Annotated in this window: 24 protein-coding genes; 14 read left to right on the top strand and 10 right to left on the bottom strand. The window is 40.6% G+C overall.

The features are described 5' to 3' along the window. The first annotated feature begins 459 nt into the window (after positions 1–459). Genes BDD30_RS13015 through BDD30_RS13005 form a run of 3 tightly spaced genes read left to right on the top strand, consistent with a single transcriptional unit; the run spans position 460 to position 3,111 of the window. A complete protein-coding gene (locus tag BDD30_RS13015; protein WP_012777002.1) occupies positions 460–2,139 on the top strand; it encodes an S-type pyocin domain-containing protein in 1,680 nt (559 codons plus the stop codon). Further along, positions 2,139–2,606: a DUF6392 family protein gene (locus tag BDD30_RS13010; protein WP_012777003.1), complete on the top strand. Its 468-nt coding sequence runs from the start codon at positions 2,139–2,141 to the stop codon at positions 2,604–2,606. The genes BDD30_RS13015 and BDD30_RS13010 overlap by 1 nt, the downstream gene beginning before the upstream one ends. A 37-nt stretch (positions 2,607–2,643) precedes the next feature. Continuing rightward, on the top strand, positions 2,644–3,111 hold the full coding sequence (locus BDD30_RS13005) for a DUF6392 family protein (protein ID WP_041382697.1): 468 nt from the start codon (positions 2,644–2,646) through the stop codon (positions 3,109–3,111). 1,509 nt (positions 3,112–4,620) lie between these two features. On the opposite strand, the gene BDD30_RS12995 is transcribed toward BDD30_RS13005, so the two are convergent. Continuing rightward, positions 4,621–5,208, bottom strand: a complete 588-nt coding sequence (locus tag BDD30_RS12995) for a beta-class carbonic anhydrase (RefSeq protein WP_012777007.1) — start codon at positions 5,206–5,208, stop codon at positions 4,621–4,623. A 437-nt stretch (positions 5,209–5,645) separates the two neighbouring features. Between BDD30_RS12995 and BDD30_RS12985 the strand changes: the two genes are divergently transcribed. Beyond that, complete coding sequence (locus BDD30_RS12985) at positions 5,646–5,882, top strand: antitoxin (RefSeq protein ID WP_231849184.1); 237 nt, start codon at positions 5,646–5,648, stop codon at positions 5,880–5,882. 39 nt (positions 5,883–5,921) lie between these two features. On the opposite strand, the gene hemL is transcribed toward BDD30_RS12985, so the two are convergent. The 3 genes from hemL to BDD30_RS24710 all read right to left on the bottom strand — a co-directional run bounded on the left by hemL (position 5,922) and on the right by BDD30_RS24710 (position 8,363). After that, on the bottom strand, positions 5,922–7,205 hold the full coding sequence (gene hemL, locus BDD30_RS12980) for a glutamate-1-semialdehyde 2,1-aminomutase (protein ID WP_012777009.1): 1,284 nt from the start codon (positions 7,203–7,205) through the stop codon (positions 5,922–5,924). A gap of 49 nt (positions 7,206–7,254) precedes the next feature. Then, complete coding sequence (locus BDD30_RS12975; protein WP_012777010.1) at positions 7,255–8,040, bottom strand: DUF1460 domain-containing protein; 786 nt, start codon at positions 8,038–8,040, stop codon at positions 7,255–7,257. Between the two features lie 197 nt (positions 8,041–8,237). Next, on the bottom strand, positions 8,238–8,363 hold the full coding sequence (locus tag BDD30_RS24710) for a hypothetical protein (RefSeq protein WP_282958037.1): 126 nt from the start codon (positions 8,361–8,363) through the stop codon (positions 8,238–8,240). Between the two features lie 136 nt (positions 8,364–8,499). Here BDD30_RS24710 and erpA point away from each other — a divergent pair, with 136 nt between their 5' ends. Further along, the gene (gene erpA, locus BDD30_RS12965; protein ID WP_041382698.1) at positions 8,500–8,844 is read left to right on the top strand and encodes an iron-sulfur cluster insertion protein ErpA; all 345 of its coding nucleotides are present in this window, start codon (positions 8,500–8,502) and stop codon (positions 8,842–8,844) included. A gap of 88 nt (positions 8,845–8,932) precedes the next feature. On the opposite strand, the gene btuF is transcribed toward erpA, so the two are convergent. Further along, positions 8,933–9,760 (bottom strand): vitamin B12 ABC transporter substrate-binding protein BtuF, encoded by an 828-nt coding sequence (btuF, locus tag BDD30_RS12960; RefSeq protein ID WP_012777013.1) that lies wholly within the window; start codon positions 9,758–9,760, stop codon positions 8,933–8,935. 149 nt (positions 9,761–9,909) lie between these two features. Then, positions 9,910–10,611 carry a 5'-methylthioadenosine/S-adenosylhomocysteine nucleosidase gene (gene mtnN, locus BDD30_RS12955; protein ID WP_012777014.1) on the bottom strand — a complete coding sequence of 234 codons (702 nt, stop codon included), beginning with the start codon at positions 10,609–10,611 and terminating at the stop codon, positions 9,910–9,912. A gap of 126 nt (positions 10,612–10,737) precedes the next feature. On the opposite strand from mtnN, the gene dgt reads away from it, so the two are divergent. Beyond that, positions 10,738–12,264: a dGTPase gene (gene dgt / locus BDD30_RS12950; protein ID WP_012777015.1), complete on the top strand. Its 1,527-nt coding sequence runs from the start codon at positions 10,738–10,740 to the stop codon at positions 12,262–12,264. Between the two features lie 4 nt (positions 12,265–12,268). Here the strand turns inward: dgt and BDD30_RS12945 are convergent, their stop codons facing one another. Next, complete coding sequence (locus tag BDD30_RS12945) at positions 12,269–14,599, bottom strand: ATP-binding protein (RefSeq protein WP_012777016.1); 2,331 nt, start codon at positions 14,597–14,599, stop codon at positions 12,269–12,271. 91 nt (positions 14,600–14,690) lie between these two features. On the opposite strand from BDD30_RS12945, the gene rlmD reads away from it, so the two are divergent. From rlmD to BDD30_RS12905, 8 genes are all read left to right on the top strand, one after another. After that, positions 14,691–16,022, top strand: coding sequence for a 23S rRNA (uracil(1939)-C(5))-methyltransferase RlmD (gene rlmD, locus BDD30_RS12940; RefSeq protein WP_012777017.1), 1,332 nt, complete (start codon positions 14,691–14,693; stop codon positions 16,020–16,022). Positions 16,023–16,217: 195 nt separating this feature from the next. Beyond that, positions 16,218–16,346, top strand: coding sequence for a hypothetical protein (locus BDD30_RS24705; RefSeq protein WP_282958036.1), 129 nt, complete (start codon positions 16,218–16,220; stop codon positions 16,344–16,346). Beyond that, positions 16,291–18,522, top strand: a complete 2,232-nt coding sequence (gene relA / locus BDD30_RS12930) for a GTP diphosphokinase (RefSeq protein WP_041382699.1) — start codon at positions 16,291–16,293, stop codon at positions 18,520–18,522. The genes BDD30_RS24705 and relA overlap by 56 nt, the downstream gene beginning before the upstream one ends. Before the next feature lie 101 nt (positions 18,523–18,623). Next, positions 18,624–19,403 carry a nucleoside triphosphate pyrophosphohydrolase gene (mazG, locus tag BDD30_RS12925; protein ID WP_012777019.1) on the top strand — a complete coding sequence of 260 codons (780 nt, stop codon included), beginning with the start codon at positions 18,624–18,626 and terminating at the stop codon, positions 19,401–19,403. A 331-nt stretch (positions 19,404–19,734) separates the two neighbouring features. After that, positions 19,735–19,980, top strand: a complete 246-nt coding sequence (locus tag BDD30_RS25070; protein ID WP_422615915.1) for a TauD/TfdA family dioxygenase — start codon at positions 19,735–19,737, stop codon at positions 19,978–19,980. A gap of 20 nt (positions 19,981–20,000) precedes the next feature. Continuing rightward, the gene (locus tag BDD30_RS12915; protein WP_147408133.1) at positions 20,001–21,116 is read left to right on the top strand and encodes a hypothetical protein; all 1,116 of its coding nucleotides are present in this window, start codon (positions 20,001–20,003) and stop codon (positions 21,114–21,116) included. After that, positions 21,109–21,525 carry an ATP-binding cassette domain-containing protein gene (locus BDD30_RS12910; RefSeq protein ID WP_012777021.1) on the top strand — a complete coding sequence of 139 codons (417 nt, stop codon included), beginning with the start codon at positions 21,109–21,111 and terminating at the stop codon, positions 21,523–21,525. Before BDD30_RS12915 ends, BDD30_RS12910 begins: the two co-directional genes overlap by 8 nt. Beyond that, positions 21,522–21,740, top strand: a complete 219-nt coding sequence (locus BDD30_RS12905) for an AAA family ATPase (RefSeq protein WP_012777022.1) — start codon at positions 21,522–21,524, stop codon at positions 21,738–21,740. The genes BDD30_RS12910 and BDD30_RS12905 overlap by 4 nt, the downstream gene beginning before the upstream one ends. A 385-nt stretch (positions 21,741–22,125) precedes the next feature. On the opposite strand, the gene BDD30_RS12900 is transcribed toward BDD30_RS12905, so the two are convergent. From BDD30_RS12900 to BDD30_RS12890, 3 genes are read right to left on the bottom strand one after another with little or no spacing between them, the layout of a single operon-like run. Further along, entirely contained in the window at positions 22,126–22,848 is a 723-nt protein-coding gene (locus BDD30_RS12900; RefSeq protein ID WP_012777024.1) for an Imm52 family immunity protein, read from the bottom strand. Then, positions 22,849–23,469, bottom strand: coding sequence for a restriction endonuclease fold toxin 5 domain-containing protein (locus tag BDD30_RS12895; RefSeq protein ID WP_012777025.1), 621 nt, complete (start codon positions 23,467–23,469; stop codon positions 22,849–22,851). 1 nt (position 23,470) lies between these two features. Next, a complete protein-coding gene (locus BDD30_RS12890) occupies positions 23,471–23,818 on the bottom strand; it encodes a hypothetical protein (RefSeq protein ID WP_012777026.1) in 348 nt (115 codons plus the stop codon). Positions 23,819–23,996 lie beyond the last annotated feature (178 nt).

Here is a 23,996-nt window from a genome sequence, read left to right as displayed (position 1 = left end):
AAAGCAGCCAACAAAGCAGCAACTTGAAGGATGAAGGGTATATACCCGTCATCTTTAAATCCATAGGGTATAAATATTTGATAAGATAAATGACAAAACGCTGAGCTTCTGGTCAGCGTTTTGACTTTCTGAATATTATTTTTCGTCTGCAAAGCCACCTTTCACCGTTTTTTTCACCAGTTTCCCAAACATACCGCGTCATTACCTTTTCGGCTTTACACCATTATCGCAGTAGTAATGCTCACAAATGTTGTTTATTTGTATAAAAAATATTGCAATATATGGGTTTTTGCCCCCATCTGAGACGAAAAAATCGGCAACTTTCTGAATATTCCTATATCTTTCTAAAGTGAAATCTGATGAATTATTAATCATGAATATTAAGTAATAGGTGGTAAGAACATGATAATTCCAGTCAGATCCACTCTTCATGCGGTTAGTCAATGGAGAAGTGAATAGATGGCAATAGGATATTTTCTGCTCGTTGGTGACAAAACAACCTGTGGTGGACAGATTATTACCGGTGACCACACCATGACATTTAACGGGCGGGCAACCGCGCGTGAAGGGGATAAAGTTATCTGTGGTAAACATCCCGGTACTTATATGATTGTCGGGGGTGTTTCAGATGTGTTTGACATGGTGCGAAAACTGGCTGGAACACTGGACAGTGTCAGTACTTGCCCCTGTCGGGCCCGGTTTATTAATTCGGAGAGGGACAGTTACGAAAAACAGGAGCAGCCCAATCATCCGGCCACAGCGCCGGTTAATATGGCGGCTCAGAATATCTCATCGCCGGTTAAGGAAGCGGAAAGCGTGCAATCCGGGCCGCCTCCGGTGATAAAAGCCCCGCCGCCAACCCCGGTGTTTACCAAGTCTTGTCTGCGGGGTAAAGGCTGTACTGATGCTGGAACCGACGCGGAACCCGCGGATAATTTCGGGCGCATGGGAATATATCAGGTTTCGTCATCGCCTGCGCCGGTGACACCGCCGAAACCGGAACCACCGCCACCAAGTAAGAAACACCCGCCGGAACCGGATAAATCGCAGGATAAAAAATTGCCGTGGTATAAACGGTGGTTGAGTGATGGCAAAGATAAAACCGAAGCCGCCGCGACCGCGGTGGCTGCGACTGCCCGCAGCGCAGTAGCGGAAGGGGAAGCACTGGCGATGCGTTACATCGGTGGTAGTGCTATCAGTGCCGGACGCTGGCTGGCGGCCCCGAATCCGGTAACGGTGGGGCTAATGGGACTGTTCTATTCGCCGTCGCTGAATCAGGGTGAGGAGGATTATCTCAGTCAGTATCAACTCAGGCAAATAGCTGAACAGTTTGGTAAAGCGCTGACTCGTGTTCGTTTCCGCTGGATCAGAGATGAAGAAAGCGGCAGGATGACGGTTCAGGGGTATCACGTCAGCCCGGAAAGTGGGCTGGATGAAGTACCGGTTCATGTGATGAGATTGAACCGGACCACGGGGAATTACGAGTTCTGGGAACCGGGAGAGAACAGGCCGACGATTTTATGGACGCCGAACGAACAGGAATTCAAAGTTCCAGCCCATACCGGGAATGAAGAACCGCCGTTTATTCCATCGCAAATAACCGTATTGCCGATCCCGGACAAAGTGGGCAGCGATATTGAATCGCTACCGATGCCGGAAGAAAAGGATTTCCGCGATTATATTCTGGTACTCCCTATTCCGAATATGCCGCCGGTGTATGTGTATTTGAGTAAACCGCCGGTGAAACCGTTGGAAGTGGGAGAATATCAGGATCTGGCTGGACGTAGTCGTAATGATGGGTTGGATATTGATCATATTCCTTCTAAGGCAGCGTTGAGAGAGTATTTAATAAGAACCTACGGAGAAAAGATTCAAGAGCAAGATATTAAAAATGCTTTGAAAGAGGGTATCTCGATTGCTATTCCTAAGCGAGTACACCAAAAATATAGTGAAACCTATGGTGATAGGAATATTCCAGAGAAAACAGTAAAAGATTCAATGAATCTAAAAGCTGCCGTAGACAGTAATTTTAACGCCCAAGTTCTTGGCCTACGGGAAGAAGGCTATACCGATGAGCAGTTGGGCAAAGCATTAGGGCAACTACACCGACTGAATAAAGAAAAAGGGTGGTATGAATAATGGTAGATATTACGACGATAATTAAAAGTCTGGGACAGACAGTAGAGCAGCTAGTTGAAAAAAAACTTATTTCTGATGAAAAATTTGAATACCTTTTTGAAGGAGTTGATACGTTTAATTATGAGCCTGAAGCTGGTCTTATATTGGTATTCGATGATAAATCGAGAAAATTGAAGTCAGTTGAATTTACACTGCTTAGTACTTCTAGACGTTCTGGAAATAGTGAAATGTATCATGGGGAAATGCCTCCTCCGTTTACATTGTTAATGGATAAAGTTGCTGTCAGAGCATTGATGGGGGAACCTGATGTTACTTCAGAGGAAACAAAAATTCCTGTGATTGGTGTTGTCGGCGGACATGATTGTTATATTCGGAAACTTCACTCTATGTATCCTGATACAAATATTCGTGTCCTATATTTAGTTGACTTGCGTGTTAGAGGATTGGTTTTTGAGCGGAAAATATAATCTTAGCTTAATCCAAAAACAGGGGGTTATACAAATAATAGCGACAAACATTGAAGCGTTAATAAATAGCTTGGGAAAATCTTATCAGGAGATTTTTGATCAAGGATTAATCCCTTATAAAACCAAACCAACAGGATACCCTGGAGCTTCGTTTATTGCCTTGAATATGGCTAAAGAGGGCATGCACTTAGCTTTTAAAAGAGATGGTAAGATTTTATTCGCTGTAGAGCTTTTTTTGCTTGATCAGAAGAAATCTTCATACCAATTCCCTAATGAATTACCTTCTCCCTTGAAGCCCTTAATGTTCAGGAAATGGATTCATGAGCAGTTTGGTCAGCCTGAAAAGGTTCTCCCACCGAGAAAATTTCTTAAGAAAGATGTTGGCTGGACGGAACTGTATACGCTATTGGATTTCCGGATACCAACCAGTATGCAGGTTGATTATGATTTGTTTGAGCATGTTAATTCTGTCATGTTTTTACCCATATCAGAAGTGCGTTGGTAGTCAATAATAAATATGGGAGATTCTTTTTAAGAGCCAATTCATTTGTGAGAAACTTGGAAATCCAAATAGCAGATGAATTGGTTTAACCAAGAACGGGGATTATATAAATAAAGGTGATTAATGTTAATGTGTTAATAAATTGCTGAGAGAAAACCGCAGAGTAATTTATTGAAAAGGAAATTATTACGGTTAATAATTTGAATGTTTTTCCAATTTTATGTTTTTATTGGATAAAGAGGTTGTAAAAATAATGGTGGTTAATGTTGAAGTTTTAATAAATAACCTGAAAAAATCTTATCAGGAAACTTTTTATTGAAAAGCAATCTTTTAATTATTATTTGGGGGGTAAAATGTATTAATTATGACTATTTAATCTATCTACGATAAAGTTTACTTCAGATTGAAAAAGTTAATAAAATCATTTCCTTTTGGAAAATATACTTTCTGATTAAACGAATCATGTTCTTATTTTTCTTTTTTTCAAAAATGGATATAAGAATTAGTAGAGTTGATTTTTATTTTTCATTTTTTACTGATGGTTTTATAATAAGTCGGTTTTAAACTGTTTTAAAAGTTATCGTGTTAATCCTCAGTTTTAGTCGGTGTAAAGTTTTACCATCTGATTTTTATCAAGTTTAATCATCATGGCATATCGTGGTTTTACGTTTAATGAACGTTAATCATAGCCGATTTTAGTTTTAATGATGCTGTTTTACCGGTAATCCTGAATAGTTTTAATAAGTTGTCCTCACGGATAATCCCCTATTTTTAGGTCTTAAATCCTGCCAGATTAATCGTTTTATCCATTTTTTATTGTGTTATTTTTCGGGTTTATTGCATAAAATAACGGTGAGAATACGTTTTAATATTAGTCTATTCAGATAATATTCTTTTCACACTGATTGTTTTTTAACTCTTTATTAAGATTAATCGGCTTCGATTAAACGCAGTTAATTGCTAATTATCTTTTTGAAAATCTGCATTTATTCGGTTAAATCCGCCCCTTATATAAAAGCTTTAATATTCAGATGCTCGAATTTTTAAATGTTTATACTCTTCATCTTTCAAGCTGCTGCTTTGTTGGCTGCTTTCACTTACCCCAGTCACATAGTTATCTATGCTCCTGGGGATGCGTTCACTTGCCGCCGCGCTGCAACTTGAAATCTATTGAGTATATACCCTTCATCTTTCAAGCTGCTGCTTTGTTGGCTGCTTTCACTCACCTCAGTCACATGGTTATCTATACCCGTTATCTTTCAAGTTGCCTCTTTGTTGGCTGCACTCACTCACCCCGGTCACATAGTTATCTATGCTCCCGGGGATTCGCTCACTTTCCGCCACGCTGCAACTCGAAATCTATTGGGTATATAGCAGTAAAATAAGCAAAGTATAGATTGCGGGTAAGAAATCCCACGCTCATCACTTATAGATTGAACGTGGGGAGTAAATCACAAAAGCCTATCGTAAATTAAACATCTTCAATGATTACGGTATACCAACAAGTTTGATTTACGACTCTGCATTTGCAAGGCTTGTTGCTTCAGGAACTTCAATTAATTTTCCTGACTTCACATCATAGATGTACCCATATATGGCGATACTTGCGGGTACAAGGGGGTGAGTACGAATACGGTGGATATCTTCAATTAAACTATTAACTTGATTATCAATGGTAAGCCATTTGATATATTTTCCCTCAGGTGAACCGGTGCTGGTGCCGATATCTTTAAATCCCTCATCCGTCATGATGACACTGTCCAGGCTGCTTTCCAGTAAATCGCCCATGATATTGTCTGTAAAAAGCTCCATCCCACAATGAGTATGATGAATGACAAACAACTCTTTTGTTCCGAAAAGTTTGTAAGAAATGATAAGTGAACGAATGGCATCATCACTGGCTCTTCCACCAGCGTTACGAATAATATGGGCGTCACCTTCAGATAAACCTGCAAATTTTGCTGGGTCTAATCTGGCATCCATACAAGTTAAAATGGCAAATCGTCTGACAGCAGGTAAACCAAGGTTTTTTTTGTCATCATCAAAAGTTGCTGCATATGCAATGTTAGCATCACTTATTTCTTTGATAGCGCTGCTCATCCTCTCTCCTTCATATTTTCTGATTTATACCCTTCATCCTTCAAGTTGCTGCTTTGTTGGCTGCTTTCACTCACCCCAGTCACATCGTTATCTATGTTCCTGAGGATTCGTTCACTTGCCGCCGTGCTGCAACTCGAAATCTATTGGGTATAGTAAATTGTGATTTAAAACAAAAGATAGAAAGAAAACTCAACTTCTTAATAAAGCCAGGATATCCATTTAATAAATATGAGTCTGAAATACGGTATATAAAGAAAATTTATGAAAAATATATACTTGTATCCTTTGTACTGGTCAAGTGAAACAGGGCGTTTTTTTGACGGATAACGGATTTTTAACTTACCGTTAAATCGATAGCTTTATAGCATCATATTTGGTCTGTACCTTGATATGTATCAATGTCTGGCATATGTTTTGATATTGTAGAGAAATTATTCATGAATGGGAGGAATCAAGCGGTGAGTTTACCAGCGGTTTATCGGTTTGACTTTGATGAAGTTTTTATTCGGAAGGATACTGAGACCGGAGATGTAATGCTGTCCTGTAATCTACCCGACTGGGATGGTTTTTTTGCGGCATTGAAGGAGACAATTATTCCCGATGATTTTTTGAGTAAAGAAGAGCGGTGTCAACAAGAGCAATCTCGTGATCCGTTCGAAGGATGGAAAGAATGAGCGCCGTAAGAATACGGCGCTGTTATTTAAAATAAAAAATTATTTCAGTTTGGCAAAGCAACGGGCGGCAGCATCAACAGTGCGCTGAATATCTTCATCAGTGTGAGCGATAGACATAAAACCCGCTTCAAATGCAGAAGGTGCTAAATAAACGCCTTCAGCAAGCATCAGGTGGAAGAAACGTTTAAAACGTTCAATATCGCAATTCATCACATCCTGATAACCGGAGACTTCCTCCGCATCCGTAAAGAAAATACCAAACATTCCGCCGACATGGTTAACCACCAGCGGAATGTCGGCGGCTTTTGCTGCTTTCGTCAGGCCAGCGGCTAGATTATCGGTGAGTTTAGTCAAATGTTGATGTACGCCGGGCTGCGAGACTTCTTTCAGGCAGGCAAGACCCGCCGCCATAGCAATTGGATTACCAGATAAGGTGCCAGCCTGATACACCGGGCCGGTTGGCGCTAATTTTTCCATGACTGCATAACGTCCACCGAAAGCGCCAACTGGCATACCCCCGCCAATGATTTTACCCAAGCAAGTCAGATCAGGTTCGACATCGTAATAAGATTGCGCGCCAGATAGCGCTACGCGAAAACCTGTCATCACTTCATCGATAATCAGCAGAGCACCGAATTCATCACACAGTGCACGCAGACCCGGGAGGAATTCTGGCAGTGGCGGTACGCAGTTCATATTACCGGCAACAGGCTCGACAATAATACAGGCTATCTCTTCAGGATAGCTTTCAAACGCTGTCCGCACTGAGTCCAAATCGTTATAGGTACAGGTTAGCGTATGTTTGACGAAATCAACTGGAACCCCCGGAGAGTTGGGTTGACCGATAGTCAGAGCACCAGAACCCGCTTTTACCAGCAAACAATCAGCATGACCATGATAACAACCTTCGAATTTGATGATCTTATCGCGGTTGGTATAGCCACGAGCCAGACGGATAGCACTCATGGTCGCCTCGGTGCCTGAGTTAACCATGCGCACCATATCCATTGATGGCACCAGTTCAGTCACCAACTGCGCCATTTCCACTTCAGCCGCTGTGGGGGCGCCAAAACTTAACCCTTGCTCTGCGGCTTTGATGACGGCATTACGGATAGCGCTGTGGTTATGTCCCAGTACCATTGGCCCCCAGGAGCCGACATAGTCGATATAGGCTTTGCCATCAACATCATAGAGATAAGCGCCATCAGCATGTTTGATAAACAACGGAGTACCGCCAACACCGTTAAATGCACGTACCGGAGAGTTGACACCACCGGGAATAAGTTGCTTTGCCTGAGAGTAAAGAATGTCGGACTGGCTCATGAAAGGCTCCTGAATCTATTTTTAAGTGAGTTTGCCGTTTACCCTCGGATTATAATGCTCTTAGAACGATAATTCCGGGTTTATTCTTGACGTACTCAAGAAATGGCGAATCGACAACTTTTTTATTCGCAGCAAGTGAGGAGGCATTCCTAAGCATTGGGCCATGATCTGTCATAATAAAAATCCCGGTATGGGTGACATCCAACCCGGCAAGATGGGTATATATTCCTATATAATCGCCGGTCTTTAAGTTCTTAATAACGGAATCATCGACCTTATCTCCTGGAATATATTTAATATCCCTTTTGATAGCACCGAGTCCGGGGATATATTCGCTACCATTCGGTTTTATATTCAGGTTTTTTGTGATTTTTATGTAAGAGGAACTGATTTCATCTGTTACATCTTTGGCATTTAATTTTTCTCGGGTTGACCAGTCGGTAAAGAAATGTTTTCTGTGTAAGAAGTTAATTTTTCCGTCGATATACCTTGTTTGGATGAGATTTTTTACAAAATCATTTTGGTCGTTGGATTTTCTTAAAGATTCTACATAGTCAAGGAAAGTAAAACAGTCCAGTCCGCTAAAATCTATCACTAATTTCTCAGGTTCCGTAGGAGAACCTATCAGTTTGTTTGCGGCATAAGGCGTGTTCAGGAACTTATAAGATACGTTTTTTATTATTTCACCAGGATTGTCTTTATTGGCTGGTTTTACCTGATTTTCTATAATGTCGTTAATTTTTTTCGCGGTGTTACTGTCAATATCAACTTGTTTGCTATGAGCTGTACATCCCGCCAGGGTGATAACCAGCATAAGTGGCAATATTTTTCGCATAGAAACTCCCTATTATTACTTTGATAAACGTTTAGCAAGTTAACTAATAATCATAATAAATCAATATTTTTTCCTCCTTAACTGTTAATTGATTAACAAATGGTTTAATTATAGGTAACAGCTGATTGTCCTGATTGAGGATAGTGTTTTTGGATAAAATAGCATCAATGATGGTAAGCCCAATATGTGACAGTTTTTTAGTGGTTCGTGTTCACCGATAATGACAAAACTTGAACGAACTCATCAGGTATTGGATAATTCGAGCTATACCCGTTATTTTTCAAGTTGCCTCTTTGTTGGTTGCACTCACTCACCCTGGTCACTGAGTTAGCTATGCTCCCGGGGATTCGCTCCCTTGCCGTCGCGATGCATCTTGAAATCCATAGGGTATATTAATAATCGGCAAATTTTGTGGTTTTCTCAATATTTTTGCCGGGTTCCGGTCTGGAGTAAAAAATGATGAGCGATGATATGGCGTTACCTTTACAGTTTACGGATGCTGCCGCCAATAAAGTGAAGATCTTGGTTTCTGATGAAGAAAATCCGAACCTGCGTTTACGGGTTTATATCACGGGTGGCGGTTGTAGTGGTTTCCAATATGGTTTTACCTTTGATGATCAAATCAATGAAGGTGATATGACCATTGAGAAACAAGGTGTAGAGTTGGTTGTTGATCCGATGAGCCTGCAATATTTGGTTGGCGGTTGTGTTGATTATACCGAAGGTCTGGAAGGTTCACGTTTTATCGTTACCAACCCTAATGCGAAGACAACCTGCGGTTGCGGCTCTTCTTTCAGTATCTGATTCTGGGTTATTTGTTTCTCGTAATGGGGCTGAATAATATGACCCATTACGAGAGTCCTTTTACAATCCGATTAAATGATTTTGCTTATCAAGAACCTTTGTCATTCAATTGCTGACATAGTTGTTCGGCTGCCAGAATAATGCGTGGCCCTGCGCGATGAAACCAATCTTCATTTAATGTAATCACTTTGGCATGCAATTGTGGATGCCAAAAATTTTCGATTAATCTGATCTGTTCCTCTCCACCGCTGATAACAATCATCTCAGGTTTTCGAGTGAGTACTTGCTCACGACTTACCTGGGGCCAGGGAACCGGGCTGTCAGCAAAGATATTTCTACCGCCGCAGATTGAAAGCACTTCACTTTGTAGTGTATGTCCTGAGGCGGTAAACAGAGGATGAGTTCCGAATTGTAAAAAGACCGGTTTTGGTGCGATAGCAGCATATTGTTGTTTCAGCGCGGCAAATCGTTGGCGAAGTTCCGTTGCGGATTTTTTTGCCTGTTCGGGGTGTGAGCTGTATTCAGCCAGCCGTTCTAAATCCTGAGCTATTTGTTCGGTGGTTTCCGGATCGGAATAAAAGATTTGAATACCAAGAGAAGCGAGTTGCTCCAGTGGGCGTTGGGGGTTACCGCCACGCCATGCCAGAATGATATCGGGCTTAAGAGTAACAATACGTTCCAGATTAATGCCCTGCCAGCTAGCCACTTGTTCCAGTTTACTGGCTTGAGGAGGATAATCAGAATAAGCACTGGCTGCGATCAAATTGTCACCTAATCCGGCGGCATAGGCTAATTCTGTGGTTGATGGGGATAAACTGATTACCCGCAGAGGCTTGGCATATAGCGAATGACAGAAACCATTGAGAAGCAGTAAAAGCAGTAACCAAACTGAACTCAGGCTTTTTATCCATCTCATGAAGATGTGCTCTCTGAAATATACCCGTCATCTTTCAAGTTGCCTCTTTGTTGGCTGCACTCACTCACCCCGGTCACCATAGTTATCTATGCTCCCGGGGATTCGCTCCCTTGCCGTCGCGCTTCAACTCGAAATCTATTGGGTATATCTTATTTATTTTCGGCTAATTCGGTCAGCATTGCATTAACCATTAATGTGGACTGGCGGGCTGCCACCGAAAGAAATTCATCAAAGCTGAGATGAGATTCTTTATCTGCCACATCGGAGATAGCGCGTACAACAACAAACGGGGTGTTGTATTGTTGGCAAACGTGTCCTATCGCTGCAGCTTCCATTTCTACCGCTGTGACTTGTGGGAAATTAGCCCGGATACGTGCCAGAGGCTCAGCACCGTTAATAAATGCATCACCGCTGCAAATTAGCCCACGTATCGCATTTAGATTTAGTGCATGAATACACTTTTCTGCCAATGTGATTAGCTGGCTATCCGCCACAAAAGCTGGAGGACATTGCGCCATTTGACCGGGTTCATAACCAAAAGCAGTCACATCAGCATCATGATAGCGAACTTCGCTGGATACCACGATGTCACCAATTTGCAATTGCGGATCAAGGCCACCCGCTGAACCCGTATTGATAATCACATCTGGATGACAATGTTCAAGCAGCAAAGTCGTACCAATTGCGGCAGAAACTTTACCAATACCCGATTTTAACAGTGCGATCTCCACGCCGTTGAGTTTACCGGTATAGATTTCGCAGCCACCTTGTGACAATGTCTGGCGATCTTCAATTTGATCACGCAGTAAAGTCACTTCTTGCTCCATAGCACCTATCACGCCTACTTTCATTATGTCATACTCGCTGTTGATTAATTAATCATATAAAATCATTCAGTTCTTGAGTTTAACATCGAATACTGAACAATCAGATAATCTGTGATGTAAAACAGTGCTATCTCACAAGTCGGGGGATCAATGTCCGGAATAGACTTTAGTCAGAAGCTTAATTATCAACGTAAATACAGTCAGTATGATGTTGATCCTAATAATGAAGAGCAAGTTATTCTCCAGTTTGAAAGTGATCGCGGACGGATAATAAATTCAGCGGCTATTCGCCGTTTACAACAGAAAACACAAGTTTTCCCACTGGAACATAATGCGGCTGTTCGCAGTCGTCTGACTCATTCATTAGAAGTGCAGCAAATTGGACGTTATATTTCGAAAACCATTATTAGTGAGTTGAAATCGCGTAATTTGTTAGCTCATTATGGATTGGATAAACGTCTGTTGCCATTTGAAAGCCTGATTGAAATGGCTTGTTTAATGCATGATATTGGTAATCCACCTTTTGGTCATTTTGGTGAAGCTGCGATTAAAGATTGGTTTACCAGAAAGCTCGATCCTAATTTTGACCCGAAAAATATGGGGCAAAAAGATCAATGTGAAATATTAGCATTGCATTTAAGCGGTGATCTGAAAAAGGATCTCTTCCGTCGCCAATTGCGTAAAGATTTATGTCAGTTTGAAGGGAATGCTCAGGCGATCCGTATGGTCCACAGCCTGCTAAAACTCAATCTGACTTATGCCCAAATTGGTTGTATTTTAAAATATACTCTGCCGGCTTTTCGTCTTGAAACAGAACCGGAACAGTTTAATTACTTGATGAAAAAACCGGGTTTTTATTGGTCGGAAGAGAGTTTTGTCCGCGAATTATGCCGTGAGCTTAAAATGGGGGAATTTTGCCGCTTCCCGCTGACTTATATTATGGAAGCCGCAGATGATATCTCTTATTGCATTGCTGATCTGGATGATGCTGTTGAAAAAGATATTTTTGGCGTAGATATGCTGATGGAATATCTCAAACAGGAGTGGCAAGAAAGCGGTGGTCATCGGGCGGGGGATTTATTTGAAACGACTATCAACGAGGCTTATGAGAGAACGGTTGGCAACGAATTACGCCGTAGCCAGCAAGACCAATTCTTTATGTATCTAAGGGTTTATATTACCGGTAAACTTGTGCCTTATACTGCCCGCCGTTTTATTGATCATCTACCTACCGTTTTTGCAGGGACATTTAATCAGGCATTGCTTGAGGATAAGAGTGAAGAGCATCGGTTACTTAAGACGCTGAAAAACGTTGCTTGCAAAAGGGTATTTAATCATCCAGAAGTTGAAGAACTAGAGTTACAGGGATACAAAGTTATTAATGGGCTACTGGATTTTTACTACCCATTATTAAAGATGCCTCGTCAGCATTTTGTGGAATTAGACCAGAATAATTGCCATGAAAAATATTTTATCGAAACCCGGATGCTGCATAAACTTTCCACCAAACATCGTCTGGCTTACAGCGAAGCGGTAGAAAAAATTATTGCTACTGATGAATCTGAAAAAGACCTGATCGAGTTTTATTATCGCGCCCGTCTTATTCAGGATTACATCAGTGGCATGACAGATAATTATGCCTATGAAGAATACTGTAAATTCACAGTACGTAATTAATGCTTCAACCGTTGTTCAATATTTTTTGCGCAGCGGTGAGGACATTATCTATTTCATCCGCCAGTTCCAGCAATTCAGGTTCTATATCCGTGAATGAAACACCTTTTTGTAATTGTTGTTCAATCAATTGGCAGAGTGCTTTTAGTCGTGGCACGCCGCTGTAACAGCAACTACCGTGCAGCTTATGGATCTGTTGCGGGTAATCTTCAACCATTTCTCCTGACAAAACGGCCTCTGTTATTGCTTTAATATCTGGCAGTAAATCTACCAGCATTTGTAACATATCCAGCGCAAGTTGCTCTTTGCCTGCGGCCTGTTGCAGAGCTAACTGCCAATCAATATGTTGTGGTTCGAACGTTTTGACATAGCGGCTTAACATAGATCTTAGACGATGTTCATCCAGTGGTTTGGTCAGAAAACCCTTAAATGGTGACTGAGCTGCATCAACCTTGGGCCGACAGGTATAGGCGGTGACCGCGATGATTGGTGTACTTCGGTGTTGTGGTAGCTGATGGATGCGTTCAGAAGTGCAGATGCCGTCCATACCTGGCATATGAATGTCCATGAGAATGACGTCAAAGTGGTGATCATTTGCCGCTTGTAAAGCTTCTTCTCCACTGCTGCACAGAACCGTTTTTTCCACAATTTCTTCTAGTAATGAGCCGATTAATTTGAGATTAGCTGGATTGTCATCAACGGCCATGGTTGTTATTGGTAAACGAGGGGAATGAGGAAGTACTTTTTGTGGCACAACGGACCCGGTCAGAATGAAATCATCTTTTTCCAGCCACAAATCAAAATGAAAAACAGAACCTTTTCCTTGTTCGCTGGTAAAACTGATATTTCCGCCCATTTCGCGGATCAGTTTCTGTGTAATCACCAGACCAAGGCCGGTGCCACCATAGCGGCGGGAGATACTGGCATCTGCCTGATGAAAAGCTTGAAACAGATGAGGTTGCTGTTCAGGGCTGATACCGATACCGGTATCGCTGACAGTCATTGCTAAATTGATTTTATGATGTTGCTGTTGCACCAAATTAATGTCTATTTTTACTGAGCCTTGTTCAGTGAATTTAATCGCATTACCTATGAGGTTGGTTAATATTTGCTGGAGACGCATAGGATCACCTATGACTAAATTCGGTATTTGCGGATCAATACTATGAGTAAGCTGAATATTCTTATTTTTGGCGCTCGGTGTCAGTAAAACAATAACCTCATCAATAGTCTCTTGTAGGAGAAATGGAATGTTTTCGAGTATTAACTTGTCAGCCTCAAGTCGTGAAAAATCCAATATATCATTGATAATATTCAGCAGATGATTAGCAGAACGCTCAATAATATGCAGATATTCAGTTTGTTGTATTGTCAGGGATGTTTTCAGGGTTTGGCGGGTAAAACCAATGACGCCATTCAGTGGTGTACGTAATTCATGAGACATATTGGCCAGAAATTCCGTTTTTATTCTGGCGGCTTCTTGAGCGCGTTTCTTTGCTATTGCCAGCTCAACGTTCTGAATTTCGAACTGTTCCATTGTTTCCCGCAAATCCGAAGTGGCTTGATCAATGTCGTGTTGCATCTCTTCTTTATAGCTAGACAGGGATTTTGCCATGGCATTAATGCCATTTTTTAGCGTATCAAGTTCACCAAAATACTTGCCGCTGACACGACTGTTTAACTGTCCCTGACGAATTCTATCAACAGTACGAACTATTTCGCTGATGGGTTCCGTGATTTTACGAACCAAATAGTAGGCAAATAATGATGCTCCGCCGAGGCAAATGACCAAGAGTAATATAAAGATAGCGATATCTTTATATCGCTGTAAGTGAGCGGCTCGTAAGTCAAGATCAATGGCGATATAACCAATGGGATGCAGGGCGGGGGGATCTGCATTCTGTTGATTTTTGGATAAGTGATGCTCTGAGATAATTGGCATTCGTAAGATAATACTGTTTTTGATCTCCATTTTTGCCAGAGTGAGGGGGAGTGGGGTATTTGGTGCGATTTGTAGTTGGGTTGAATCGTATTTATAGTTTGATATATCAAATAGCTGATTATCATCATTAAAGATAGCAATTGCCCGAACTATCTCAGAATTTCTGCGGTGAAGCCGGGTTATCAATGAATTGACACGCTCACGGTTATGTAGGTTTATGCCAATTTCACTGGCGATGGTAAGAGGTTCAATAATACTGATGCCGGATCGGACGATCTGGTTTTTTATTTCACTATAGTGGTAATAGATAAATGAGACACTGAGAAACATGCCAATGAGTAAAATTGGAACTAAAAGCAGGCTCATCATTCGCAGGAGTAAGCTATATTTGGTCATAGGCGCCTATGTATGGGAAAATAAGGACTTAGAGCCTATCCCAATAGCCCTATTGGGATAGGGAATTAATAATTCATAGTCCATAAGAATCATGGTGCAATTTTATTCCCCTAATCGTCGAACAATAAATCGACATATCATCACAGTCACTGCGGATAATCTGGATGCTCAGGGACAGGGCGTGGCTCGCCATCAAGGCAAAACCGTTTTTGTCGCTGGGTTATTGCCCGGCGAACAGGCACAGGTCCAACTAACAGAAGAGAAACGCCAGTTTGCAAAAGCAAAACTGGTTAAGCGTCTTTCTGATAGTCCATATCGTGTAAGCCCCTGTTGTCCGCATTTTGGCGTATGTGGCGGTTGTCAGCAACAACATGTTGCACCTGATTTACAACGTGAAAGTAAAGCCAGTGTTCTGGAACATCTTATCTGGCGGGAAACCGGTGTCACAGTTTCCGCTAAACCCGTGATTCTCAGCCCTGAATATGGCTATCGGCGCCGGGCAAGACTTGGCCTACAGTATCACATGAAACAACGTCAACTTGTGATGGGTTTTCGGCAAAATCAATCCAATGAAATCGTTGCTGTAAAAAGATGTCCGGTTTTGCAGCCGGAATTGGAACAGTTATTGCAGCCATTATCTCAGTGCCTGAGTAATTTGAAAGCAGCTAAACGGTTGGGGCATGTGGAGCTGGTGTTAGCAGATAATGGGCCATTGATAATATTGCGTCATCTTGATCCCTTGAAAGGGGAAGATAAAGAGAAATTATGCACGTTTGCGGTGCAACATCATGCAGCTGTCTATCTGATGGCAGATGAGACCACACTTGAGCCATTAAATAACTCGCCGGAACCTTGGTATCAGGTGGATGGGTTAAAACTGGTGTTTAGCCCCAGAGATTTTATTCAGGTTAATGAGACGGTAAATCAGCAAATGGTTGCGCAGGCGATGGAGTGGCTCGACTTACAACCAAATGACAGAGTCCTTGACCTGTTCTGTGGGATGGGGAATTTCACCTTACCTATTGCGCGAAAAGTGCAGGCAGTGGTTGGCGTGGAAGGGGTTGCCACGCTAGTAGCTAATGGGCAATATAATGCTAAATTAAATAATTTGGATAACATCTCTTTCTATCATGAAAATTTGGAAGCTAACATACATCAGCAACCTTGGGCAAAACTGGGATTTAATAAGGTTTTATTAGATCCGGCGCGTGCGGGTGCAGCAGGAGTAATGTCACACATCGTCAAGCTAGCCCCTGAAAAAGTGGTTTATGTCTCTTGTAATCCAACAACATTGGCGCGGGACAGTAAGACGCTGCTTGAGGCTGGCTATCATATTATCAGTGTGCGGATGTTGGATATGTTTCCGCATACAGGTCATTTGGAGTCAATGGTGCTATTTAGTCGTATTGATTGCGGCGGGTAGTTGCTATAACCCAATGGATTTCAAGATGCAGCGCGACGGCAAGGGAGCGAATCCCCGGGAACATAGATAACTCAGTGACTGGAGTGAGTACAGCCAACAAAGCAGCAGCTTGAAAGATGAAGGGTATATACCCAATAGATTTCGATTTGCAGCGCGGCGGCAAGGGAGCGAATCCCCGGGAGCATAGAGAACTATGTGACTGGGGTGAGTGAGTGCAGCCAACAAAGCAGCAGCTTGAAAGATGAAGGGTATAGAAGTGGGAGAGATTATGGTTGCAATAAGAAGTGCTCATTTAACCCCTGCGGGAGAGTTTGCAGTACATAAGTGGATCGCGAGTTTAGGTATAGTGAATCCTCAATTGGGCGAGAAATTGGCCGAGACCTGGCGTTATTGTTACGAAAAAGCGCAAAATCATCCTGATTCAGAACTTCTATTGTGGCGTGGCGTAGAAATGGTCGAGATCCTTTCTACGCTGAGTATGGACAATGACAGTATGCGTGCTGCGTTACTGTTCCCATTGGTTGATGCCAAATTACTCGATGATGAAACTGTCACAGCTGCGTTTGGCGGTGCGATTACTAATCTGGTGAACGGCGTGATGGAAATGGATGCTATTCGCCAGTTGAAAGCCACACATAACGATTCAACCTGTTCTGTGCAGGTTGATAATGTCCGTCGTATGTTATTGGCAATGGTGGAAGATTTTCGCTGTGTTGTCATCAAACTGGCGGAGCGGATTGCGCATCTGCGGGAAGTCAAAGAAGCGGCAGAAGATGAGCGGGTACTGGTTGCCAAAGAGTGTTCCAATATTTATGCGCCATTAGCTAATCGTCTGGGAATTGGTCAACTCAAATGGGAACTTGAGGATTACTGCTTCCGCTATCTCCATCCTGATGAATACAAAAAAATTGCCAAGCTATTGCATGAGCGTCGCATTGATCGTGAGCAGTATATTGATCACTTTGTCAGTACATTACGTAAATATATGCTCAAAGAACACGTAACGACTGAGATATACGGGCGGCCCAAACATATCTACAGCATCTGGCGCAAGATGCAAAAAAAATCACTGGCATTTGATGAGCTGTTTGATGTTCGGGCGGTGCGGATTGTGGTGGAACGTTTACAGGATTGTTATGCGGCTTTAGGGATAGTACATACTCACTATCGCCATTTGCCGGATGAATTCGATGATTATGTTGCCAACCCAAAACCCAATGGTTACCAATCTATCCATACTGTCGTACTTGGGCCGGGTGGTAAGACACTGGAAATTCAGATCCGTACCCGTCAGATGCATGAAGATGCTGAATTAGGGATTGCCGCACATTGGAAATATAAAGAGGGTGCAACAGCGGTTAACCGTGCGGGATATGAAGGGCGTATTGCATGGTTGCGTAAACTGATCGCATGGCAGGAAGAGATGGCAGATTCTGGCGAAATGCTGGATGAGGTTCGCAGCCAGGTGTTTGATGATCGAGTCTATGTATTTACGCCTAAAGGGGATGTTATTGATCTGCCGGCGGGTTCCACACCACTGGATTTTGCTTACCATATTCACAGCGATGTGGGACATCGTTGTATTGGCGCAAAAATTGGTGGCCGTATTGTGCCATTCAGCTATCAGTTGCAGATGGGTGATCAGATTGACATCATCACGCAAAAACACCCGAACCCAAGCCGCGATTGGCTGAACCCAAATTTGGGATATGTCACGACAAGCCGTGGCCGGGCGAAAATTCATAACTGGTTCCGTAAACAGGATCGGGATAAGAACATCATTGCTGGGCGTCAGATGTTGGATAACGAACTGACACACTTGGGGATCAGTCTAAAAGAAGCCGAAAAACTGCTGATTGCCCGTTATAACGTCCACACACTTGATGAAGTATTGGCAGGAATTGGCGTTGGTGATATCCGTATCAACCAGTTGATTAACTTCTTGCAGAGCAAATTTAATAAAACGACTGCAGAAGATGCAGATCGGGAAGCGCTTCGCAATTTGGAAAGTAAACCCCATGTACAGCGTAGTTCTGCTAAAGACAATGGGCGGATTGTGGTAGAAGGTGTAGGTAATTTGATGCATCACATAGCGCGTTGTTGTCAGCCAATCCCGGGGGATGAGATTGTTGGTTTTATTACCCGAGGAAGGGGAATATCTATCCATTGGGTTGACTGTGAACAACTGGCAGATTTGCAGGCAAATGCCCCTGAAAGGGTAGTGGATGCGGTTTGGGGAGAGAGATATTCCAGTGGTTACTCATTGATTGTGCGTGTTGTGGCAAATGATCGCAGTGGATTACTGCGTGATATCACCACGATCTTAGCTAATGAAAAGGTCAATGTGCTGGGGGTTAGCAGCCGTAGTGATATAAAACAGCAGATTGCTACTATTGATATGGATGTTGAGATTTATAACCTGCAAGTATTGGGACGGATATTGGCAAAAATCAATCAGTTACCGGATGTCATTGAAGCTAAACGTCTTCATGGCAACTGACAGCAGAGAAAAGGGATAAGAAAGGGAGTGAATCCCCGGGAGCATAGCGAACTCTGTGACCGGGGTGAGTGAGTGCAGCCAACAAAGAGGCAACTTGAAAGATGACGGGTATAAAACGGTTACTGGGGATTATGGCGCAGTTGCGCCATCCTCAGCAGGGATGTCCTTGGGACAAAGAGCAGACATTCAAAACGATTGCGCCTTATACGTTAGAAGAGACTTATGAAGTTATCGATGCTATTGAGCGCGGTGATTTTTCTGATCTGAAAGAAGAATTGGGTGATCTGTTATTTCAAGTGGTGTTCTATGCTGAAATGGGCAAAGAACAGCAACTGTTTGATTTTGATGATATCTGCAATGGGATCAGCGATAAGCTGGAACGTCGGCATCCGCATATATTTGCTCAGCAGCAGAATATCAGCAGTGATGTGGCTGTTAGAGGCTGGGAGAAACAGAAAGCGCAGGAAAGAGCGCAAAAAGATCTTCATTCCGTCTTGGATGATATTCCGGCGAGCCTGCCGGCACTAATGAAAGCCTATAAAATCCAGAAACGCTGTGCTTCCGTTGGTTTTGACTGGAATACTTTGGGGCCGGTGCTGGACAAAGTCTATGAAGAGATAGACGAAGTGATGGATGAAGCTCATCAGGCTGTTGTTGATGAGCAGCATTTGGAAGAAGAGATTGGCGATTTACTATTTGCTGCTGTGAACTTGTCGCGTCATTTGGGGTACAAACCTGAACTTGCATTACAGAAAGCATGTAATAAGTTTGAGAGTCGTTTCAGAGAAGTGGAAAAGCTAATCCGGGGTCAAGGCCATACGTTGGAAACCGCGACATTGGAAGAAATGGAGCAAATGTGGCAACAGGTTAAGAAACAGTAATTTGAAACAATAGTTTGAAAGCTAGAAATTTTATTTTTTGAGGGAAAAATTTATACCCAATGGATTTCAAGATGCAGCGCGGCGGCAAGGGAGCGCAGCCAACAAAGCAGCAGCTTGAAAGATGAAGGGTATATATTGAATAAATTTTCCTGAGCTTTGTTTGAGAAGGAATTAAGTATTGTTAAATTGAATTTTTATTAAACATATCTGGATTGTTTAGCTTCATTATAGGAAGTTACTTAATTTATTATCCTACAACGTAATATGAAATCTATTATTTCATGATGAATGTCTTTCTCATTTTTCCAATGATAGGTTTTTTCAAAAAAGAATATTTTCAAGAATAGAAGGTAATATTGGAATATCGTTTTCACCATTACTCAATAATTTTAAATGTACAGAAGAGGTTTATTCTATGCTTATGGATATCAATATGTTTATACATCAAAAGGAAAATCAATACCGATTGCATTTAAGGAAAGATCAATGTATTGTGTTTAGTAATTATTTGTATTTACATTCTAGGACGAAATTTCCGAAAGACTCACAAAGGACATTATTTAGATTTTGGTTTTAGAGGGTTGTATGAATTTAATAATGGCTGATGCATTGGAATATAAAGGCAGGATAAAAGAATTTGCCTCCGGGAATAAAAATGTCATTATATTTCTTTGTTTTTTGTTACTTCCGGCAAAAGCCAGTGGTATATTTGAAATCTTGATTGTCTTGTCTTCTAATATTGTTACTCCAGAGAGTTACATAAAATCATTTTATTTCTCTTTTATATCTTTAATAATGTATGTTTTGTTCTATTCAGTTAATAAAAGATTTTTCCCCACTGCAAGAAAAAATTCAATCATTGTTTCTTTGGTAGATAAAAAAACATTGTTTCTTTGTAATATCGTGTTTTTTATTTATAGTACTTTTCCGATGATTATTTTCTTTTTTTTAGGTTCTTTTTCTGTAAATGTTAATTATTTATCTTATTTTTCATCTATGTTGTTTTTGATTATTTCTTTTGCTGTAATTGGATTTTGTTTATTTGAGTTAAATTTATTATATTTTGTGTTTTTTGCTACATTCTTTATTTTTTCTGCATCATTCAGAAGTGGAGTATTATATAATTTTATTTTTACATTGGCTATTTTATTAATGGCATTTAGATTATATTTAAACTCTGCATCATGTCACATAATTAACCAAAATAAGAAGTTATTTTCAGCAGGATTTTTTTCATTACCTTATATTATAAATCTACGATATCATTTTCATAAAAATAAAATATCGTCACTTATTATGTTGTTATCTGTTATGATTTTATATATATTATGTGAAAGTGCATTTTCTCAAATCCCAACCAAGTCTGATTATATATTATTAATATATTTCAGTGTCGCTATATATATCTGTATGTTATCGTTTTATAATTTTTCATATATTGAAATGAATTTATTTTCATATTTATCTAATTTCTTATCTATGCAAAAAATTTTGTTTTATAATTATTGTATTTCTTTGTTTATATTTTCTATTTTAATTTTTTCTTTTTGTTTTTTTGTTGTTAAATCATTTCCTGTTATTATGTTTATATCTTATGTTTTTCTCTCAGTTATTCTCTCATTTATCTCTTTATTGAGAACACAGTATACGAAATTTATTATTCTTTGTGTTATTTTCTCTTTCACATACTTTTTTGGGGTTGTTTATGCTTGAAGTTATTGGACTGGAAGTTGTTATTAATGATAAGACCGTTTTCTCAGGGGTAAATTGTAATTTTTGTGTTGGATTAAACCGTATTGCGGGAATTAATGGGGCGGGTAAAACAACTTTTCTTTCAAGTATTGCTGGTGTAAACAAGGTTAAAAAAGGAATGGTTAACTTTATAAAAAATGAGAAAAAATATCGATTTAGTTTACAGAAACATGGTTTTTACGTCTCGGATGATATTGATTTTTATAATTTTATTACTGGAATGGATGTAATAAAGCTAGGCAAACGTTATAGGAAAAGTAATCTAAGATATCAATTAGACCACTATTTAAATGGTTTTGGCATATCCAAATATTCTGGTATTGAATATGGACAAATGTCACTTGGAACAAAAAAGAAGTTCTTATTTTGACATCCGCTTTTATTACAGATGCAGATGTTTATATTTTTGATGAACCAACAAATGGGCTTGATTCAAATGCTATAACATTTTTAATAGAATTGATGCTTTCTCTGGCAGAAGAGAAAATTGTTATTTTTAGTTCACATGATGACAGCTTTTTACAGGGATTAAACTTCACTACTTATGAAATACATGATAATAAAATAATGCATCATGAGGAATAAAATATCCTAATTGAACTTATAACCTATCCAATATACCCGTCATCTTTCAAGTTGCCTCTTTGTTGACTGCACTCACTCACCCCAGTCACAGAGTTATCTATGCTCCCGGGGATTTGCTCCCTTGCCGTCGAGATGCATCTTGAAATCCACAGGGTATAAATAGATTTTTAGGTATGAATTTTTATTTCTCTGAAAATAAAACTATTTGTGACCAATGATTCATCTTCAATGAATGCTAGAAAAAATGGCTTGTCCATAAAACTCATTATCCTCTGGAGTGTCAGGTGAGTAACAGGGCATTAGAACTGGCTGTCAGTGGAATGTGTTCAATGTCATCATCAGTAAAAATGTAGCGTTGTCCGAATGTAAAACAACGCCATTGCCGTTAAACCTCAGTAATTAATGGCAGTAATCCCAAATTCAACAACTGAATTTCAACATCATTGGCTTTATCAATATCATCCTGATTTTCGCCGTCAAAAATGCCTTTTTTGGTGATAATTAATGTCCCCAGTTGCTCTTTATCATTGGTAATAGGTAAGATTTCATCTGCCATCGGTAATAATGCGGGGTCTATAACAAAGGGTAAATAAATCATCCACCCTGCACTTAATCTGTCGGGGAATACCTGATTTTGCTGCAAGGTATAACCGTTAGTTTCCACCATAATATAGGGGGCATTACGGCTGAGAACTAAAAAAGTAATAAAATCAATCAACCGTGAAAATTGAAACTCTTTTTCGTCAATATTGAGATCTATTGTTATCTCAGTTTGTCCTAGCCTGTCACTACGATAGTTCTCATAAAATAGCGAACAGGCAAGATCGTCATCTTCACCATCCCAAATACTTTTTCCTATAAAAGGGAAATTTTCTTTATAATTTTTTTCGAATACCTGAACTGCTTTTTTCGTTGGATGCTGTCCTTCAAAAACAGGATGCTCTAATGCTTCCTTACGAGTGTGTCCAGTCAAATACCAGGTTTTATGACGACTAAAAAAGTGATCGATTTGTTGAGTAATTCGATACAAATCAGCCAATACTATTTGGGGAGTTAAGGGTTCCTGCCGGTCAAAATACAGTTTTATCTCTGGTGATAAAATAATCATTTATTGCCTCGCATTATCCAAGTAAGGGGTGTGAAATACTTTAATATTGGGATACTTAGAAAATTCCTTTGAATAGTAAGCTGCGCTCATAGGTTCCATAAAATGCCAGTGGGAACGTGGAATGCTATTCAATGAAGTGCATACTTCTTGCTGCCGCCCTCCTTGATTTCTCATTGAATCTTTTCCCGTCCACCATCCCATTGGCTTTCCTTTCCTAAAAAACTGATCATATTTAGCTTTGGATTCTAGAAACAGGCATGCTTTTGGTCGCCAGCCATCAAAACTGACTCCCAGACATTCCCATACCTGTATGAGTTTTGCGTCCGGTTTGTAAACGGTTTTGGCTATCTGGAGTTGATAATCAAGGGTAACCTGTGAATATGAACTGGTACTCTCCCAACTGGGGCTCACTTTCTCAATGGCTGGGCACGCTTTGCATTCTTCCCTTGCTGTACTGATTATATCCGTTCGGGTTTCCTCTTGCTCTTTTTCATCATCCTTGTCTTTTGTCATTTCCGTAACGCCGAGGCCAACACCAACGCCAACCAATATGCCCGTAAGGGCTGATGCTGCATATTCAGCAGCAGTCAGTGCGACCGGAACTACCAGAGGTAAAGGCATGTTAATTTCTCCTTTTCAACAAGTTATCTATTATTCTCAAGATATCTTTGTATTGTTGTTCCGGGTTTTCTCCTGCTTCAAGGGCATTTTTGATTTCTGGTGCATCATGGAAGTCACGATTAAATGCCGTTAAATAAAGGTATGATCTAATCAGCTTTTTATCTTTAAAGCCCAGATCGTCGATTAAATACCGATATGCTTCTTTAAGTCGCTTATGCAAATTTTTCTCATCCTCATGTACAACCAAGTCGGCATGTTCTGACAAAATGCATTGCCTGATTTTTTCAATATGAGCATTGTCCTCTGTATCAATAAGTTTATCGAATTGTTCCTGAGTCAGTATAATCATGGCATCGCTCCTTAACTCATAAGCTATAATTACCTATATTGGGTCTTTTATCTGTGTGTAATTCAGACGAAACGATCACGGCGGAAGCAATCATACTGTTTTTTAATCAATTATGTCACTGAAATCATTCGACGTTGAGCAGGGCCAATAACGATTGGCTTCATGAGAAATTAAGTTT

It is taken from the genome of Photorhabdus asymbiotica (genome assembly GCF_003634575.1).
Taxonomy (GTDB): Bacteria; Pseudomonadota; Gammaproteobacteria; order Enterobacterales; family Enterobacteriaceae; genus Photorhabdus; species Photorhabdus asymbiotica.
The sequence above is the reverse complement of the archived record's forward strand: the minus strand, read 5'-3'. Positions and strand labels throughout refer to the sequence as shown.

Bases quoted from the DNA above. Each gene is read 5' to 3' on its own strand.
- BDD30_RS13015 (WP_012777002.1), top strand. From the start codon at position 460: ATGGCAATAGGATATTTTCTGCTCGTTGGTGACAAAACAACCTGTGGT.
- BDD30_RS13010 (WP_012777003.1), top strand. From the start codon at position 2,139: ATGGTAGATATTACGACGATAATTAAAAGTCTGGGACAGACAGTAGAG.
- BDD30_RS12995 (WP_012777007.1), bottom strand. From the start codon at position 5,208: ATGAGCAGCGCTATCAAAGAAATAAGTGATGCTAACATTGCATATGCA.
- BDD30_RS12985 (WP_231849184.1), top strand. From the start codon at position 5,646: ATGAATGGGAGGAATCAAGCGGTGAGTTTACCAGCGGTTTATCGGTTT.
- hemL (WP_012777009.1), bottom strand. From the start codon at position 7,205: ATGAGCCAGTCCGACATTCTTTACTCTCAGGCAAAGCAACTTATTCCC.
- BDD30_RS12975 (WP_012777010.1), bottom strand. From the start codon at position 8,040: ATGCGAAAAATATTGCCACTTATGCTGGTTATCACCCTGGCGGGATGT.
- erpA (WP_041382698.1), top strand. From the start codon at position 8,500: ATGAGCGATGATATGGCGTTACCTTTACAGTTTACGGATGCTGCCGCC.
- btuF (WP_012777013.1), bottom strand. From the start codon at position 9,760: ATGAGATGGATAAAAAGCCTGAGTTCAGTTTGGTTACTGCTTTTACTG.
- mtnN (WP_012777014.1), bottom strand. From the start codon at position 10,611: ATGAAAGTAGGCGTGATAGGTGCTATGGAGCAAGAAGTGACTTTACTG.
- dgt (WP_012777015.1), top strand. From the start codon at position 10,738: ATGTCCGGAATAGACTTTAGTCAGAAGCTTAATTATCAACGTAAATAC.
- BDD30_RS12945 (WP_012777016.1), bottom strand. From the start codon at position 14,599: ATGACCAAATATAGCTTACTCCTGCGAATGATGAGCCTGCTTTTAGTT.
- rlmD (WP_012777017.1), top strand. From the start codon at position 14,691: ATGGTGCAATTTTATTCCCCTAATCGTCGAACAATAAATCGACATATC.
- relA (WP_041382699.1), top strand. From the start codon at position 16,291: ATGGTTGCAATAAGAAGTGCTCATTTAACCCCTGCGGGAGAGTTTGCA.
- mazG (WP_012777019.1), top strand. From the start codon at position 18,624: ATGACGGGTATAAAACGGTTACTGGGGATTATGGCGCAGTTGCGCCAT.
- BDD30_RS12915 (WP_147408133.1), top strand. From the start codon at position 20,001: ATGGCTGATGCATTGGAATATAAAGGCAGGATAAAAGAATTTGCCTCC.
- BDD30_RS12910 (WP_012777021.1), top strand. From the start codon at position 21,109: ATGCTTGAAGTTATTGGACTGGAAGTTGTTATTAATGATAAGACCGTT.
- BDD30_RS12900 (WP_012777024.1), bottom strand. From the start codon at position 22,848: ATGATTATTTTATCACCAGAGATAAAACTGTATTTTGACCGGCAGGAA.
- BDD30_RS12895 (WP_012777025.1), bottom strand. From the start codon at position 23,469: ATGCCTTTACCTCTGGTAGTTCCGGTCGCACTGACTGCTGCTGAATAT.
- BDD30_RS12890 (WP_012777026.1), bottom strand. From the start codon at position 23,818: ATGATTATACTGACTCAGGAACAATTCGATAAACTTATTGATACAGAG.